The organism is Allosphingosinicella sp., assembly GCF_036570505.1.
Classification (GTDB): domain Bacteria; phylum Pseudomonadota; class Alphaproteobacteria; order Sphingomonadales; family Sphingomonadaceae; genus Allosphingosinicella.
Window position 1 is genome coordinate 18,502 of sequence record NZ_DATCYB010000099.1, and the last position, 15,369, is coordinate 33,870.

The 15,369-nt window shown below is 61.4% G+C and carries 13 protein-coding genes; 3 read left to right on the plus strand and 10 right to left on the minus strand.

Going from position 1 to position 15,369, the window contains the following annotated elements:
* Positions 1-177: 177 nt before the first annotated feature.
* From VIR62_RS12235 to VIR62_RS12265, 7 genes are all read right to left on the minus strand, one after another.
* Complete coding sequence (locus tag VIR62_RS12235; protein WP_431871657.1) at positions 178-756, minus strand: anthranilate synthase component II; 579 nt, start codon at positions 754-756, stop codon at positions 178-180.
* Entirely contained in the window at positions 753-2,309 is a 1,557-nt protein-coding gene (locus VIR62_RS12240; RefSeq protein WP_431871659.1) for an anthranilate synthase component 1, read from the minus strand. Before VIR62_RS12240 ends, VIR62_RS12235 begins: the two co-directional genes overlap by 4 nt.
* Entirely contained in the window at positions 2,306-3,322 is a 1,017-nt protein-coding gene (gene aroF / locus VIR62_RS12245) for a 3-deoxy-7-phosphoheptulonate synthase (protein WP_431871661.1), read from the minus strand. The genes VIR62_RS12240 and aroF overlap by 4 nt, the downstream gene beginning before the upstream one ends.
* A 1,613-nt stretch (positions 3,323-4,935) precedes the next feature.
* Positions 4,936-5,865, minus strand: a complete 930-nt coding sequence (locus VIR62_RS12250) for a 3-keto-5-aminohexanoate cleavage protein (protein ID WP_431871663.1) — start codon at positions 5,863-5,865, stop codon at positions 4,936-4,938.
* A 13-nt stretch (positions 5,866-5,878) separates the two neighbouring features.
* A complete protein-coding gene (locus VIR62_RS12255) occupies positions 5,879-6,907 on the minus strand; it encodes an NADP-dependent oxidoreductase (RefSeq protein ID WP_431871664.1) in 1,029 nt (342 codons plus the stop codon).
* Entirely contained in the window at positions 6,904-8,214 is a 1,311-nt protein-coding gene (locus tag VIR62_RS12260) for an MFS transporter (RefSeq protein ID WP_431871666.1), read from the minus strand. The genes VIR62_RS12255 and VIR62_RS12260 overlap by 4 nt, the downstream gene beginning before the upstream one ends.
* Before the next feature lie 61 nt (positions 8,215-8,275).
* A complete protein-coding gene (locus tag VIR62_RS12265) occupies positions 8,276-10,516 on the minus strand; it encodes a TonB-dependent receptor (protein WP_431871667.1) in 2,241 nt (746 codons plus the stop codon).
* Between the two features lie 348 nt (positions 10,517-10,864).
* On the opposite strand from VIR62_RS12265, the gene VIR62_RS12270 reads away from it, so the two are divergent.
* Positions 10,865-11,695 carry an enoyl-CoA hydratase/isomerase family protein gene (locus VIR62_RS12270; RefSeq protein WP_431871669.1) on the plus strand — a complete coding sequence of 277 codons (831 nt, stop codon included), beginning with the start codon at positions 10,865-10,867 and terminating at the stop codon, positions 11,693-11,695.
* 19 nt (positions 11,696-11,714) lie between these two features.
* On the opposite strand, the gene VIR62_RS12275 is transcribed toward VIR62_RS12270, so the two are convergent.
* Complete coding sequence (locus VIR62_RS12275) at positions 11,715-12,257, minus strand: DUF2889 domain-containing protein (protein ID WP_431871671.1); 543 nt, start codon at positions 12,255-12,257, stop codon at positions 11,715-11,717.
* A gap of 143 nt (positions 12,258-12,400) precedes the next feature.
* Between VIR62_RS12275 and VIR62_RS12280 the strand changes: the two genes are divergently transcribed.
* Together VIR62_RS12280 and VIR62_RS12285 are read left to right on the plus strand one after the other, a co-directional pair.
* A complete protein-coding gene (locus VIR62_RS12280; RefSeq protein ID WP_431871673.1) occupies positions 12,401-13,231 on the plus strand; it encodes an SDR family NAD(P)-dependent oxidoreductase in 831 nt (276 codons plus the stop codon).
* A gap of 5 nt (positions 13,232-13,236) precedes the next feature.
* Positions 13,237-13,698 (plus strand): VOC family protein, encoded by a 462-nt coding sequence (locus tag VIR62_RS12285; protein ID WP_431871675.1) that lies wholly within the window; start codon positions 13,237-13,239, stop codon positions 13,696-13,698.
* A 188-nt stretch (positions 13,699-13,886) separates the two neighbouring features.
* Here the strand turns inward: VIR62_RS12285 and VIR62_RS12290 are convergent, their stop codons facing one another.
* Together VIR62_RS12290 and VIR62_RS12295 are read right to left on the minus strand one after the other, a co-directional pair.
* Complete coding sequence (locus VIR62_RS12290) at positions 13,887-14,309, minus strand: VOC family protein (protein WP_431871677.1); 423 nt, start codon at positions 14,307-14,309, stop codon at positions 13,887-13,889.
* Between the two features lie 12 nt (positions 14,310-14,321).
* Entirely contained in the window at positions 14,322-15,245 is a 924-nt protein-coding gene (locus tag VIR62_RS12295) for an SDR family NAD(P)-dependent oxidoreductase (protein ID WP_431871679.1), read from the minus strand.
* Between the last annotated feature and the right edge of the window lie 124 nt (positions 15,246-15,369).

Genomic DNA, 15,369 nt, shown 5'->3' on the forward strand with positions numbered 1-15,369 from the left:
AGTACTACGATGTAACGCTGTCCTAGCGAAACTCCAAGCGCTCCGCAACCCCGGTTCGGTGGACTCCCGAGCCGAACCGGCCCCGATAGGGGCACTCGAGAACGAAACCCTGCGGGTCTCGCCCCCCCCGGCCAGCGGCTCCCTTGGCTCGAGATCCCCTTCAGGCAGCGATCCACTTCATCGTTGGGCGCTCGCAAGAATGTTCGCGAGAATGCGGTCGCCAAGCGGGGTCAGAATCGATTCAGGGTGGAACTGGATACCGAACTGCATGGCGTCGACATCGCTGATGGCCATCGCCATTCCCTCGAGTCCGGCATGAACCTGAAACCGGCTCGGCACGTCCGGCGTGCAAAGCGAATGATAGCGCCCGACACGAAGCGGGCTTTCCAACCCTTGGAAGGGGCCCTTCCCGTCATGATGAAGGACTGAGGCCTTGCCGTGCACGATCGCCGGGGCCGCGCGAACCGCGCCGCCCGCCTCCTCGACGATAGCCTGATGTCCAAGGCATATTCCGAGCAACGGCAGATAGCCCCGGGCGAGGCCGATCAGCTCCAGGTAGCAGCCGGCATCGGCCGGGCGGCCCGGGCCGGGCGAGAGGACGATGAGGGCCTCGCTGCGTATCGCGATATCGAAGGCACGGCTCGCCTCGACATGGCTCCTCATCACCTGCACGCGTCGCCCCAGCCGCTCGAAACTCTCGGCGAGATTGAAGCTGAAGCTGTCGAGATGATCGATCAAGAGGATGCCGGGCTTCATCGCGCCGCCTCCGCCGACGCCAGCGCCATCAGGACGGCAGACGCCTTGCGCCGCGTCTCATCGGCCTCGCGCATTGGATCGGAATCGTGCACGACGCCGGCGCCGGCCCGCACCCATGCCTGTCCATCGCGAACGACGGCAGAACGGATGATGACGGCACTATCCATCTCGCCGGTGCCGGACACCCAGCCGATGGCGCCGCCATAGGGACCGCGCCTTGTCGCTTCGTGCTGCCTCAGCAGCGTCATGGCCTTGAGCTTGGGCGCGCCCGTGAGCGTGCCGACATTGAGGCAGGCCTGGAGGGCGTGGAAGGGGTCGAAGCCGGTCGCAAGATTGCCCCGGACCAGCGAGACGAGATGCATGACCCGGGCAAAGCGCTCGACCTTGAGGAGCGATGCGACCCGGCGCGTGCCGGGCACGCTGATGCGGGCGACATCGTTCCGGGCGAGGTCGACCAGCATCATATGTTCGGCCGTCTCCTTCTCGTCGAGCCGAAGATCGGCCTCGAGCCGGTCGTCGAGGTCCGCGGTTTCGCCCCGCGCGCGCGTTCCGGCGATCGGCCTTACTTCGACGATGGGCCAGCCCTCGTCGCGATGGACCCGAACGGCACTTTCGGGAGACGCGCCAAAGAGACTGTGCCCGGGCCCCGAGACGAAAAACATGTAAGGGCTCGGGTCGAGCCGGCGCTGCTTGGCAAAGGCGCCGACAGGATCGCTGCAGGGCACCGCAAAGGTGCGGGACGGCACGATCTGGTAGACGTCCCCGGCCTCAATGTTGCGCTTGAGGCGCGCGACGAGCGACGCGAACGCGTCGTCGCTTAGATCGACCGCCGCCTCGGAGGGCGCCTCGGCCGTGGCGGGGACCTCGATCCTCCCGGTGGCGGCCTCGCACCTCTCGACGAGCCGCGCGAGCCGCTTGGTCGCGCCATGATAGGCCTGCTCCGCCTCGCGCCGGCAATCCGATCCAAAGGCGGTGCAGATGAGCCGCGCCGGGGCATTGGGCTCCAGGACGATGAGGGACTCGGCAAGCCAGAATTGATAATCCGGAAAGCCAAGCGCGTCCTCCTGCCCGCCCGGCAGCCTTTCGAAAATATCCACATGATCAAAGGAGACGATGCCGGCCGTGAAGAGCGCGAAGGGCTCGTCCGCGGAGAGGCTCGTCAGGGTCTGCACGAGCGTTCGCAGTGCATCGAACGGAGATGGCGCGAGCAGACGGGCTTCGGCGTCCTCCTCGTCGGTCCTGGGAAAGCCAAGCGTGAGGCTATCCTCGGCCGAGGCCGCGACATTGCGCCCGTGCTGCCTGGCGACGGCCTTGAGGACGAGACGACCGCCGCTCGAGAGGGCGGTGAGCGTGACCTCGGCGCCCCTGCACTCCGCGCGAAGGGCGGCCTTCTCGACGATGAAGGCCCTGCCGCCTGCATCCTCCAGGAGCAATGTGTCGGCCCGCTCTCCGCGATCGGTCAGCGCCGCATAGAGGCTCAGCGGATCGCGGCTTATAGGCAGGACCCGCCGGAGCGCGCTCGCCTCGCCGAGTTGAAGCTCCGGCGCCGTCATGCGAGCCGTCTTCCCAGGACGGGCAGCAGCGCGCCGAGCTTTGCCATCAGCGTGTCGAATTGCGCCGGGTAGAGCGACTGTTCCCCGTCGGACCAGGCGCGCGCCGGGTCTTCATGAACCTCCACGAGGAGACCGTCGGCGCCGCAGGCGGCCGCGGCGAGCGACATGGGGAGGACCAGGTCGCGAAGGCCCGTGCCGTGCGACGGATCGACCAGGACCGGCAGGTGTGTCCGCGACTTGATATAGGGCACCGCAGCGAGGTCGAGCGTGTTGCGGGTCGCCGTCTCGAAGGTGCGTATGCCGCGCTCGCAGAGGATGACCTGGTCGTTGCCTTCGGCGAGGATATATTCGGCGGCGAGCAGCAGATCTTCGACGCGCGCCGCAAAGCCGCGCTTCAGGAGAATGGGTTTCCCGATGCGCCCCAAGGCCTTCAGCAGAGCGAAATTCTGCATGTTGCGCGCGCCGACCTGGACGATGTCGGCATGGGCGGCCACCAGATCGACATCGGCGATCTCCATCACCTCGGTGGCGACCGGGAGCCCAAACTCCCTGCCCGTTTCCGAAAGGAGCCGAAGCCCGTCGGGGCCGTGCCCCTGGAAGCTGTAGGGGCTTGTCCGGGGCTTATAGGCGCCGGCCCTGAGAGCACAGGCGCCCCCCTTCTTGACCGCCCTCGCCGTCGCCCGGAGCTGATCGGGCGTTTCCACGGCGCAGGGACCGGCAATCACGCAAAAGTCCCTGCCGCCGATCGCGCTCCTGCCAAGCGGAATGACGGTGTCGTGCGGATGGAGCTCGCGGCTCACCAGCTTGTAGGGTGCGAGGATCGGCGTCACTGATTCCACATGGGGGTGGGTGTCGAGCGCCAGCTCGGCGACGGCCGACGCCTCGCCAAGCGCGCCCAGCACCACCTGGTCGGAACCTGGCATGTGAAGCGCCCTCAATCCTTTGTCCAAGATGCGCGCGAGCAGCGCGTCGGCTGCCTCGGACGGCGTTTCCGGCTTGAGTGTGATGATCATGACAAGACCGCTTTCATCAGGGTAAAAAAAAGCCCGCCAGGAGGCGGGCCAATTTCGCAGTCGATCTCGTGAAGGGAGATCTAGTCGAACGTCGGCGCGGCCCGCCATCGAAAGGCAGTCCAGCGCCACCAGCGAAGGGAAAGCTGCACGAAACCGGCCCGCGAACATGTCGCAGTCGAAGCCTGGCTCGCAAAATATCCCTGATGCGTCATGCCCACCTTATTGGCCCCGCCTGGCAAGACACACAAGAGAGAAAATTCCGCGGCGACGCGACGCCCCCAGGACCGCATCGCCTTTGCGGAAGGCGGACCCGAACGCTGTTCCCGCCCGACTTCCCATCGCGAACCTTCTGGTTTCCGGCCAAGATTTCAGAGTCATGGAAGCGTTGGCTTGGGCATCCGCTTCCCGCAACCTGTCGCAACCCGCGAGTATATTATAGAGCGAGCCACTCGGTGGACAGTCTCCTCAGCGGGACAGTAATTCCTCCCGAGCGAAATAAAATGCTCCGTCCAATGTATAAATTGGCCGATTATTCTGAAATTGCTGGCCGATCAGCAATATCGGCGCGAATATGAAGACTGCGCTATTTATCCATTTGATCCGCTTGTTTGAAGTTGGCAGTTTCTGACCCCATTATTGCACATCCGGACTGGATAGAGGGACTTGGCAATGTTCCTCCGGCTTTTGTCGCCACTGCCCGCGGCTTTTGATGGGGTGCAGCTTGCTCCGCGTAATCAACGGCTAAAGCGCGCGATGCTACGGCCGAAACGCCAACGCTTCGTGTTCCCGCCTGATTTGAGGGGACTGAAGATGATGTGTTGGCACTGCTGATAGACTGATCGAGCCCGCCGGAACGCGGCTGCTCCTCCCAGATTTGCGATGATCGAGGCGCTTCGCGGCGCAACACCTCATCGCGCCTGTCCATCCCGAAAGCCCGTGCGGACAGCCGCACGGCCGCCGGCGGCTGCGCCGTCGGCGCTTGGAGCCTGCAACGAAAATGTACTCCATACCGCTCGCGGCGCGGCCGAAAACGCGCCTTCTCGCCCGCACCGCCATCGGCGCGGCCGTCCTTGCGACATCCGCCACCGTCAGCGCCCAGGGCCTTGTCCAGTCCGAGGCCCAGATAAGCTACCCTGAAGAGGGGCTGCCATCGTCGTCACCGGCTCGCGCATTGCCCGGCGCGATCAGGTCGCACAGACGCCCATCGTGACGGTCGGCGACCGTCTCGCCGCGACCGGACACATCATCGTCGAGAAGGCGCTGCCGCAGCTTCCGCAATTCGGGCTCGGCTAAATTCGACGCAGACGGGCTTCGGCACGACGGGCCAGGCGACCTTGAATCTCAGGTCGCTGGGCCCGGCCCACAATCTCCCGCTGGCCGACGGCCGCAGGCTGCAGCCCGTTTCGCTCGCCGTTTCGCCGGCTCGCTTTCAGACGCGGATACGCAACATCGACTAGGCAGACACTTACAGGCCCGCTGTCGTCCCTGTAGCACGAGAGGTCAGCGCGGCTTGAGCGCGGGAGAATTCCGGCTGCGATCCGTTGCCAGCTGCCATTGGAAGAATGGCGCACCGGGCAACGGCCGAACTTAATACCTTATGTAGACGACCGCCGTCAGAACCCGACCGCGTCGCCGCCTTTGGTTTTCAGCATGCTGCGTGCCTCGTCCGCGGTGGCGATCTCGATATCCAGTTCTTGCAGGATTCCCCGGATCTTGGCGACCTGCTCGGCATTGGATTTGGCAAGCCTGCCTTTCCCCGCGAACAAGCTGTCCTCAAGGCCCACACGGACAGACCCCCCGATCAGCGCGGACAAGGTAACCAAGGGCATTTGGTGTCGACCTGCGGCAAGGGCGGAAAACAGATAATCCTCGCCAAAAAGGCGATCTGCGGTGGTTTTCATATGCATGACATTTTCGGGGTCGGCGCCGATCCCCCCAAGAATTCCGAATACGCCCTGCACAAAGAAGGGCGGCTGAACGACCTTGCGGTCCACGAAATGCGCGAGATTATAAAGATGAGAAACATCGTAGCATTCGAATTCGAACCGCGTGCCTTCAGCGCCCAGTTCTCGCATTCCTCGTTCAATCTGTGAGAAGGTATTCGAGAGGATGAAGTCGCGAGTCATCTCCAGGTACGGCTTTTCCCAGTCGTGCAGCCAGTTCTGGATCTTGGATCCGGCGCCTGAAATGTTGAAGTTTATAGAGCCCATGTTCATCGACGCGACTTCAGGCTTCGCCCATTTCGCCGCTGCGAGGCGTTCGTCCAGGCTCATGCCCAATCCACCGCCGGTGGTAATGTTCAGGATAGCGTTGGTGGATTGTTTGACTCGGCTCAGGAACGCCTCAAACAAGCGGGGTGATTGGTCAGGCCGACCTGTTTCTGGATCCCGGGCATGGAGATGGAGCATCGCCGCGCCCGCATCCGCCGCGGCGATCGCCTCCGCGGCGATTTCGTCCGGCGTAATCGGTAAATGCGGCGACATGCTCGGCGTGTGGATCGACCCCGTCACCGCACAGGTGATGATTGCCTTGCTCCGCTTCATGGGCGCGCTCCATTCATCCGATGAAAATCAATTTCTTCCCGGTATTCTCGCCGGCATAGAGACGGCGGAGCGCGTCGGGAGCGGCCTCGATGCCGTTGTCGACATCCTCGTCATAGACAAGGCGGCCGTTCCGGATCAGGGCCTCGAGCCGGGTGATCGCAGCCGGAAAATCCGCTCCATGGTCGAAAATCACGAACCCGTTCCAAGACAGGCGCCGCGAAAGCACTTCGCGTTCGTTCCTGAGCCCTGCGGGCGGCGGATCCCATGAAGCGATCGAGGCTGTTCCACACTGCACGATCCGTCCTGCCGTGCGCATCCGCCTGATCGCGCTGTCCAGTATCTCGCCGCCGACACTATCAAAGAAGATATCGATCCCGTGGGGCGCGGCGGCGTCCAATTCATCAAGCCACCCCGGTGCCTTGTAGTTGAAGGCGACGTCGTAGCCGAAGCGCCCGACGCACAGGGCGGCCTTGTCGTCGCTACCGGTTATGCCCAGCGTCCGGCAGCCTTCGGCGCGCGCAAGCTGCCCGACGACACTGCCGACAGCGCCGGCCGCGGTTGAAACGAGAACCGTCTCCCCGGTCTTGGGACGGCCCAAACGTTCGAGAGCGAGCCACGCCGTCATCCCGTTGATTCCCAGTATTCCGGCATAGGACGAAACGGCGATGTCCGGATCGCGTACGTGGGTGAGAACCCCGCTCGCATCGAGACAGCAATAATCCTGCCACCCGGTCCACCCATAGACGATGTCGCCGGGGCATATGGACGGCAACCGACTTTCGATAACGACCCCGACGCCAAGCGCCCGCATCACGGAATTCAGAGCGACAGTCGCCGAATAATTCTGCACGTCGGCAGCCCAGCCGCGCTGGGCGGGATCGACGGAGAGATACAGGTTGCGAACCAATATCTGTCCATCCTGCGGCAACCCGCGCCTGGTTTCGGAAAGACGAAAATGCTCAGGCTGCGGAATGCCAACGGGACGTTCGACGAGCAGGATCTGCCGGTTGTGCTCGGGACAGGTGAACGGGGGAACTATCATGCCGCCGCGGCCATCGGGAGGGCGGGCGCGTGCCGTACTGCGTCGCGATAGGGTCGCCAGGAGACGAAGACCAGAATCCAGCAGATCGGCATTCCAACGACCAGCACGCAGAGCATCGCCGAGGCGAGCGCCCGGTCTCCTGCAAAGCCATATTGGGCAAGAAAGGCAGTTGCCGGTGGCCCGATGGCGAGACCAATCAGGTTCTGGCAGGCAACATTGCCGGCAAGAATCCGCGCGCTATAGGCTGGCGGCGCGGTCATCCCGACCATGATGCTCGGCAGGCTGCTTACCCCAACCATGATACCGAGCCCGAAGATGGCGAAGAGGATCGACGTCCCGACGGTGGGCATCGTCAGCGCCGCCGCAAAGATAATTCCACCGATTGGAAGTGCGATGAGCTGGGCGGGCAACAGGATGTCCGGTCGACCGCGGCGCGTCATTTGCTTGACCAGGATCGGATAGGTCAGCGTTATTGCCGCACCGAGCGAGAGAGCTACGCTGAAAAGATAGCCGCTGTCGGAGATCGGAACCCCGAAAGCGCGCACCAGATGCGTCGGAAACCAGGTCAGAGCTGAGTAGATGATGGTTTGAAGGAATGCGCTGCCGATCAGGAATGGTAAGTAGAACCGCATCATCTCCCCGGCCGTGGAGAAAACACCGCCGGCTATCGAAGCGCGCTTGGCTCCGGCCGCCTTCGGGGCGACCACACGCGGCGGATCGCGGGTGGTGGTCACGAGCAAGAGGCCCAGGAGAATTCCCGGAATTCCCACCAGGACGAGCGTCGCTCGCCATACAGAGAGATCGCCAATCACGGGCCACGCTTCGAAGACGCCGCTCTCGAACAAATCGATGATCCCACCGCCGATCGCATAAGCGACAGTCACGCCTGTGATGCCGGACGCGCCGAAGATCACCATTGGCAGCGCGCGATCCTCGCGCCGGAAATGATCCACTATTAGTGAGACGTACACCGGCGAGAGAACTGCCTCGCCCAGAGCCAGGCACATCCGCAACGGCAGGAGTTCGCTATAGCTCGAAACGAAACCCGATCCAACCGTGGCGAGGCTCCAGACCAGGATGCCGGCCGCGGCGATCCGGGTCCGGTTGCCGCGATCGACGAGCCATGCAATCGGCACCCCCAGAAAGGCATATAGCAGCGCGAAGGCCGTACCAATCAGGAGGCCGATCTGCGTATCGCTGATTCCAAGGTCCGCCTTTAGCGGCTCGACGAGCAGCGCCAATATCAGACGGTCGACAAACGAGACTACATAGAGGAGGGCAAAGATTGTAACGACACGCCAGCGCATGATGTTATCCGCTTATCCGGAGGATATATGGCTGGCGATCCATTCCGAGAGCAGCGACGGCCTAAAAGGCGATCTGCGCCGATATCCCGAGGCGTCGACCTCTCGCGTCAAACTGCTGAAACAGCAGAGGCGGAACATACACGCCGTAAACCTGGTATCGCTCGTTCGTCAGATTTTGCACATAGGCCGTTAATGTGTAACGCGATCTGGATCCGCCTGTAATGCTGACCTGTGCGTCGAAGACGCTATAGCCAGGCTGCATCATTTCGGGAACGTCCTGGGCACCCGCCAGGTAGCGGGAACGATATTCCCAGTGCCCTTGCAAGCGAAGAGTGTCGAAGAGCCCTTGCCCGCCAAGTGGCAACTCGTACGATGGCGTCAAGCTGATCGTCCATTCCGGCGCGTAACTGAAATTGGTATCGCTCAAATCGACGCCGCCGGAGACATAATTGCGATAGTCGGCGTCAAGATAAGACAGCACTCCCTTAAGATCGAGGCCGTCGATTGGACGTGCGACCGCTTCCATTTCGATTCCGCGCGTCCGGGCCGTGGCGATGTTGTCGGTGATGATGATGAATCCGGTGGGACTCGGCTTTGTCTCCGAACGCTGCAGATCGTTGAACGTGGCGGTAAAGAGCGTCAGGTTGAACAACAGGCGTCGCCGGAAGAACTCCGACCGGAGGCCGATTTCGTAGGATTCCGACGTTTCCGGACCGTAGCCGCCTTCCGCCTGTTCAAGTGAGCCGGGAAAGCCGAGAAAACCTCCGCCACGATATCCTTCCGCATAGCGGAAGTAGACCATCTTCGTCGGGTCGATCTGGTACTGTGCGCCTGCCTCGAGCGAGAAGTTCTTGTCCTCGCGCGACTGGCTGTTGGGCAACGGGTCGGGCACTACAAGCCCTGGACCCCGGAAGGAATATTCATGGGTAACCTCGTCCCAGGATTGCCGTGCGCCGAATGAAAGGGTGATGGCATCCGTGAGGTCGAAATCAAGATGACCAAATATCGCCTGGGAGGATCTGTCGGATCGCTGCGCGGCAACGTTCGGGGCTCCGCCGAGGAGGATGCGTGGCTCGTATAGAAAGGCGCTGCTGTCATTGTAGTAGGCGGCAATCAACCATGCCAGGCGCCCGCCAAAATCCAAACCAGCTCCCTCCACGGAACTTAGCCGGAATTCCTGCGAGAACGCGTCCAGTGTCGTCAGCTGATCGAACGCATGGAGAATCGGAAGAGGTGTGCCGTCCACGTCCGAATTATTGACCATCCGCAGATCGCGATAGCCGGTCAGAGAAGTCAGCTTTGCACCACCGAGCTCAATGGCCAGATCAGATGTGGCACTATAGTCGTCATGCTCAGCCCCATCTGCGAAATCGAGACTCAGCTCGTGCGAGCCCTGAGGCTGGTTCACGCAAAAGCCGAAGCTGGCGCACGGCACGAAGGTGGCCGGCGCCGCATTGCGTCCAGCCGCGGTCGAATTGTCACGATGGGTGTAGTCCGCGCTGACGTACCAGTCGATATTATCGGAAGGCGTGAGCCTCAAAGCTCCTCGGAACGTCGTCACCTCACCGCCGCCGAGATCGCTAACGCCGGGCACTAGATTCTCAGCATAATCGTCCGAATGACGGTACATGGCGTAGACCTTGCCCGCCAATATACCGTCCACGATCGGGAAATTCATGAGTCCCTGAGCTTGGAAGAGATTGTCGGTCCCATATTCGATCCGAGCCCGACCCTCGACCTCGTTGGTAGGCCGCGAACGCCGCACGAGAATCGCGCCGGCGCTCGAATTCTTTCCCAGAAGAGTCGACTGCGGACCGCGAAGGACCTCCACCCGCTCGACGTCAAACAGATCGGAGAGGCCGCCAACGATTGTCGGCTGGTAAATTCCGTCCACATATATTGAGATGCCGGGCTCGATCGAGATATCGGTCGCGACGACGCTGAAGCCACGCAGACTGATGAGCGGCACCTGATTGCCCGTCGGGTTGTTCGACACGACAAGGCCGGGCGAATTCGACGTCAGGGCCTGGATATCGGCAGCATGCAGGTCCTCGATCATCTCGGTATCAAAGACCGATACCGCCACAGGCACGTCCTGAACGGATTCCTCGCGCAGACGTGATCCGGTCACGACGATAGCGGTTGACTCGCTTGGTGCCGCACCCTGGAAAGCCGCTGACTCCTCCGCCGGAACCTCCGCCTCGGACTCCACAGCGGTAGAGGTCTGACCATAGGCCGGAGCTCCGAGCGCGAGAAGCGCGACCCCACTTACTCGACCGGCCAACTGTGTGAACCTCACCATTGCCTTCCCCTCCGCTCACGATTGTTTTGCTCGTTTTTGATTGCTTCGACGAGTTCTGGCTGGCGAACGCGCCGCCGCCTCGTTCTCACAATTCTGGTAATCTAAAGCACATTGACATGCAATATGGTTTTTTGACATATGATGTGCCTGTTTACTAGATACCCGCAAGTTTTTAGTCGCCGGCCGTGTCCGCATGATTCGGGATCGACTCGATCTGGCGTCAAGTTGATGTTGTCCTTGGGCCACTCTACGGATCGGAATGTGCCGATATCCTGGGTAGAGCCCCCCTCCCCGACGGGCCGTGGAATGTTCGGCCGAGCCGATGATCGCGTGATTGGAGCTACTCGCATGAGTTCAGAGCTGAAACCCTACAAGAAGACGGTCTATCCTGATTATGAGAGCCTGGTTCTCGACTGGCCCGCCGAGCGCGTGCTGCGCATCACGATATCGCGCGGGAAAGTTAATGCGATGAACTATCAGCTTCACCACGATATATCGCAAATTTGGCGGCTGATCGATCGCGACCAAGATGTAAATGCAGTCATCGTCACCGGGGCCGGCGATTATTTTTCAGCTGGTGGCGACTTTGCGACCGATAGCCGCATACCTCATGATTACAACCTGATGCTGGAAATGTTGAAGGATGCCCGCGAGATCGTCGAAAACATGATCTGTTGTAACAAGCCGATCATCTCCGCGATCAACGGCCCGGCGGCTGGCGGCGGTCTCGCCGTGGCATTGATGGCCGACATCACGATTGCCGCCCGAAATGCCAAGCTAGTTGAAGGCCATACGCGACTAGGCGTTGCTGCCGGCGACCACGCTGCCTTGATCTGGCCGCTTCTATGCGGAATGGCCAAGGCGAAATATTACATCATGACCGGCGAGCCGATCAGTGGCGAAGAGGCGGAGCGTATCGGACTCGTGTCGCTGTGCGTTGATGACGCCAAACTGATGGACAAGACGATCGAGGTCGCGACCCGGCTGGCGAATGGGCCGCCGACCGGCCTGCGGTGGACGAAGCAGACGTTGAACGGCTGGCTCCGTCAGGCATGGCCGATTTTTGAAGCGTCGAGCGGGCTCGAGACCCTGGGCTTCTTCGGACCGGATCTCCTCGAGGGCATGGCCGCCCATCAGGAGAAGCGTGAGCCGAACTTCAATCCGCGTTCGCCGTTATGATCGCGGAGACCCAGCCTGTTCAATCGTCGGTGGGACCGTTCTCGGCAAAAGCTGGCAGGAATTCACGGACGACCGGTCCGTCGACACGCCAGCTGTAGCAGCCATCGAGATAGAAGGGCCGGGTCCCCGCTTCTCGCGCTTCCTCGAGCGCGTTGCGCCCATCGGGCTCTTTGCCCATTCCGATGGTCTGATAGAGCGTGGTGATCGCCGGCACCATCAGGTCCATGAGGTGCGTACAGGACTGGAGCCGGCCAATTCGCTCTCGGGCGACCCCCCGCCATCCGCTAATAAGCCGAATGCCAATCAAGTCACGCATGGCCGGCCGCACGTCTTGGCAGGTCAGAAGCGGTGTGGTCGCCATCTCGGTGTCGATATCTCTTAACGTTAGCTGATCGTCGACGGTGAGCCTCAGCGTCATGTCATGCACAGCGGCACCAGGATCGAGAGGGCCGCGCGCAAAATGGACATACGAGAAAGTCTTGGTGTCACGAAGCCGCGCATCGACTTCCCATAGGCCATCGTGGCGCAAATACCCATCGCACACAACCGTCCGCTGATGCATCAGCCGCCTTGGAGCTGCGGCTGCCATCTGCGATCGCTCAGTCATGCTATCTTCACTCATAATGTACGCTTACGTATAATGTGTAAAATGCCTATTGACAAGCAGGCCGGTGGATAGCCAATCTGGACTCTCTCAACCCGCTCGTGGACGTAAATCAGAAACAAGATTCAGGAGGACTTCCCGTGACCGACACTGCGCATCAAGCGCTAGCCGCCTTCGGAATCGAAGGTAAGGTTTCGGCGATCACGGGTGCCGCCTCGGGAATGGGTCGAGCGACGGCCAAGCTCTTCGCCGCGACTGGGGGAAAGGTTGTCATACTTGATCTTGACGAGGCCGGCGGACGAGAAACGGCTGAGGCCATCCGCGAGCTGGGTGGCGAGGCCATCGTCATTCGCTGCGACCTTGCCAGCGAGGATCAGGTGATCGCCGCCTTCGAGCGAACCGCCGCCGAATTGGGTCCGGTCGATGTGCTTGTCAATTGCGCCGCTTATCGTGGCAAGGCCGAGTTCATGGAGGTCACTCAGCAGCAGTGGGACGACATGTTCGCGATCACCACCCGCGGCACCTTCTACACGATGCGCGCAGCGATTCGGCAGATGATAGATGCCGGCAAAGGCGGCACGATCGTCAACATTTCCTCGGTATGCGCGCAGCATTGCTCGATCTTTGCGAATGCACATTACGATGCAGCCAAGGCCGGGGTCGAGGCGCTGACCCGCGCGGCCGCGGTCGAGTTCGCCGAACAGAAGATTCGGGTCAATTGTATCGCGCCGGGCGGGGTCAAGACGGAGGGCCTGAGTGGTATCCAGAGCAGCATCAACTTCCGCGGGCCCGCAACCCAGCCGGGTCGGATGCTGTGGGGCTACGCTGAACCGGTCGAGCTCTCGCGCGCTATCATGTTTCTGGCGAGCCCGGCATCCAGCTACATCACGGGTCATGTAATGGCTGTAGACGGCGGCTTCTTGGCGGGGTGACGAACATGACGGGTCGCATCAAAGGCGTAAACCATACAAGCTTTACGGTATCGGACCTGGAGCGGACGATGGCCTATTTCACGAAGGTGCTGGGCTTCGCAGCGCATCCGATTAGTCCGAGGGACCCGGAGCTCGTCCAGACCGTCACGGCGATTCCGGGGGCGAGCATGCTCGTCGGCTACGTCGAAGGCTATGGCCAAAAGGTCGAGCTGGTAAAATATACAGGGCCCGATGATTGCGGCAAAATTGAAAGTCGATCCTGCGACACCGGATTTGCTCACTTCGCCGTGGATGTCGAAGGCTTGGACGAGGTCGCCGCGGCACTCAAGGAGCACGGAGTCCACCCCGTCGGCGGTATCGGCTACGTAGCCGAAGGTCCGAACAGGGGTTCCCGGGCCATGTTTTTGCGCGACTGGGACGGGGTCTGCATCGAGCTAATCGAAACGGTTTCTGCCGCCCAGCCTTGAACGACGTGGTTCGGGTCGAATGACCTGCATCCTTCGACAGCGACGTGCATTGGCCCGTACGAACCGACGGTTCGTGACATGAAGGCCTTTCAGCTGGCGTCTAGTCTCTCCGGCTCGCCTCACACGAAGACCATTTCGCGAAGGATGAAGAGGTCACCTTATCGTGCTGAGCTTCGGAGCCGCCCCCGTTACTGGACGAAATCGACAGACAGATCCCTATTCACAATCTCGATCTCCACGCCATCTGGCGCCGCAATGTAGGCGGCACGACAGCCCGGACGGATCGTTGTCGGCGGGAAGGTGATCTGGACGCCTTTCAACTCGAGATCAGCGATCGCAGCATCGACGTCATCGACGCTCAGCCCGAAATGGTCGAGCCCAAGGTGAGCCTTGGTCCGCGCAGGGCCGAGCTCGCCCCCCAACCACTTCTTCATCACCTCTCCATCACTCATATAGATCTGAAGGTCCCCGATCTTCAGATCCACGCGGGATTGCCCGTCCGACTGTTTGGAAAGGACTATCTCGGCCCCGAGCTTGTCGCGATACCATTCCGCAACGCCCATGACATCGCTGGCGAGCAGATGGATGTGGTCAGGTTGATAGTGGATCATGCTAATCCTCCGCTATGGCTCTAGCCAGGTGTCCCGGTCGATGCCGGCATTTGAACGGGCGGCCTCGACGATCTCGAAGATTTTCGGACCGAGGGAAGAGGGGTCCTTTGTCGACGCAGTCTGAGGACCGTGTTGCCAACTCTCGATGACCGAATAGCCATTGCCCCAAGCTTCGAAGATGCGTCCGCTCACCCCGGCGGAGCCTGCGCTGGCAAGCCAGGTCACCAGTGACGCGACCCAGTCGGGATCGCGCAGGCGTAGAAGCTCAGGCGATTCGTCCCTAAGATGTTCGTTCATCCGCGTGTTCGCGCGAGGGGCAATCGCATTCGCCGTGACGCCATAGCGCGACAATTCGCGGGCAGCGAGCTGAGTCAGTGTGGCGACGCCCGCCTTCGCCGAAGCATAGTTTGCCTGCCCTACATTGGCGAACAACGCCGAGTGCGACGTGGTGTTGATGATTCGAGCATCGACCCTGTCCCCTGCTTTGTGGCGCATCCGCCAATAATTGGCGGCATGGTGAATAGGTGCAAAGGCGCCCTTCAGGTGCACACGCATAACCGAATCCCACTCGTCCTCCGTCATGTTGACAAGCATTCGATCCCGCAGAATCCCGGCGTTGTTGACTAATACGTCCAGGCCGCCGAATGCCTTGTGGGCCTGCTCGATCATCGCTTGCGCGTCCGCCCAATCGGACACGTCACCGAAATTGGCCTCTGCTTCGCCACCGGCGCGCCGGATTTCGTCGACTACCTGATGAGCTGGCAATGTGTCAGCGCCGTTGCCATCGGCCTCGGCCCCCATGTCGTTGACGAGAACCTTGGCGCCGTGAGCGGCCAGCATGAGGCAATAAGCGCGGCCTAACCCTCGGCCGCCGCCCGTCACAATAGCCACTCGCCCCTCGCAAAGCCCCATCGACAATCCTCCCTTCGCGAGCATATGGTATACTTCTATATCATTAGCAACCATCCCAGCTTGGGTCTAGCCGGTTCGCGCAGGCTGAGAAAGAATTTTGTCTGCGATGCCGGAATCCGCTTGTGCAAAAGGCCGTCTCCCGTTGACC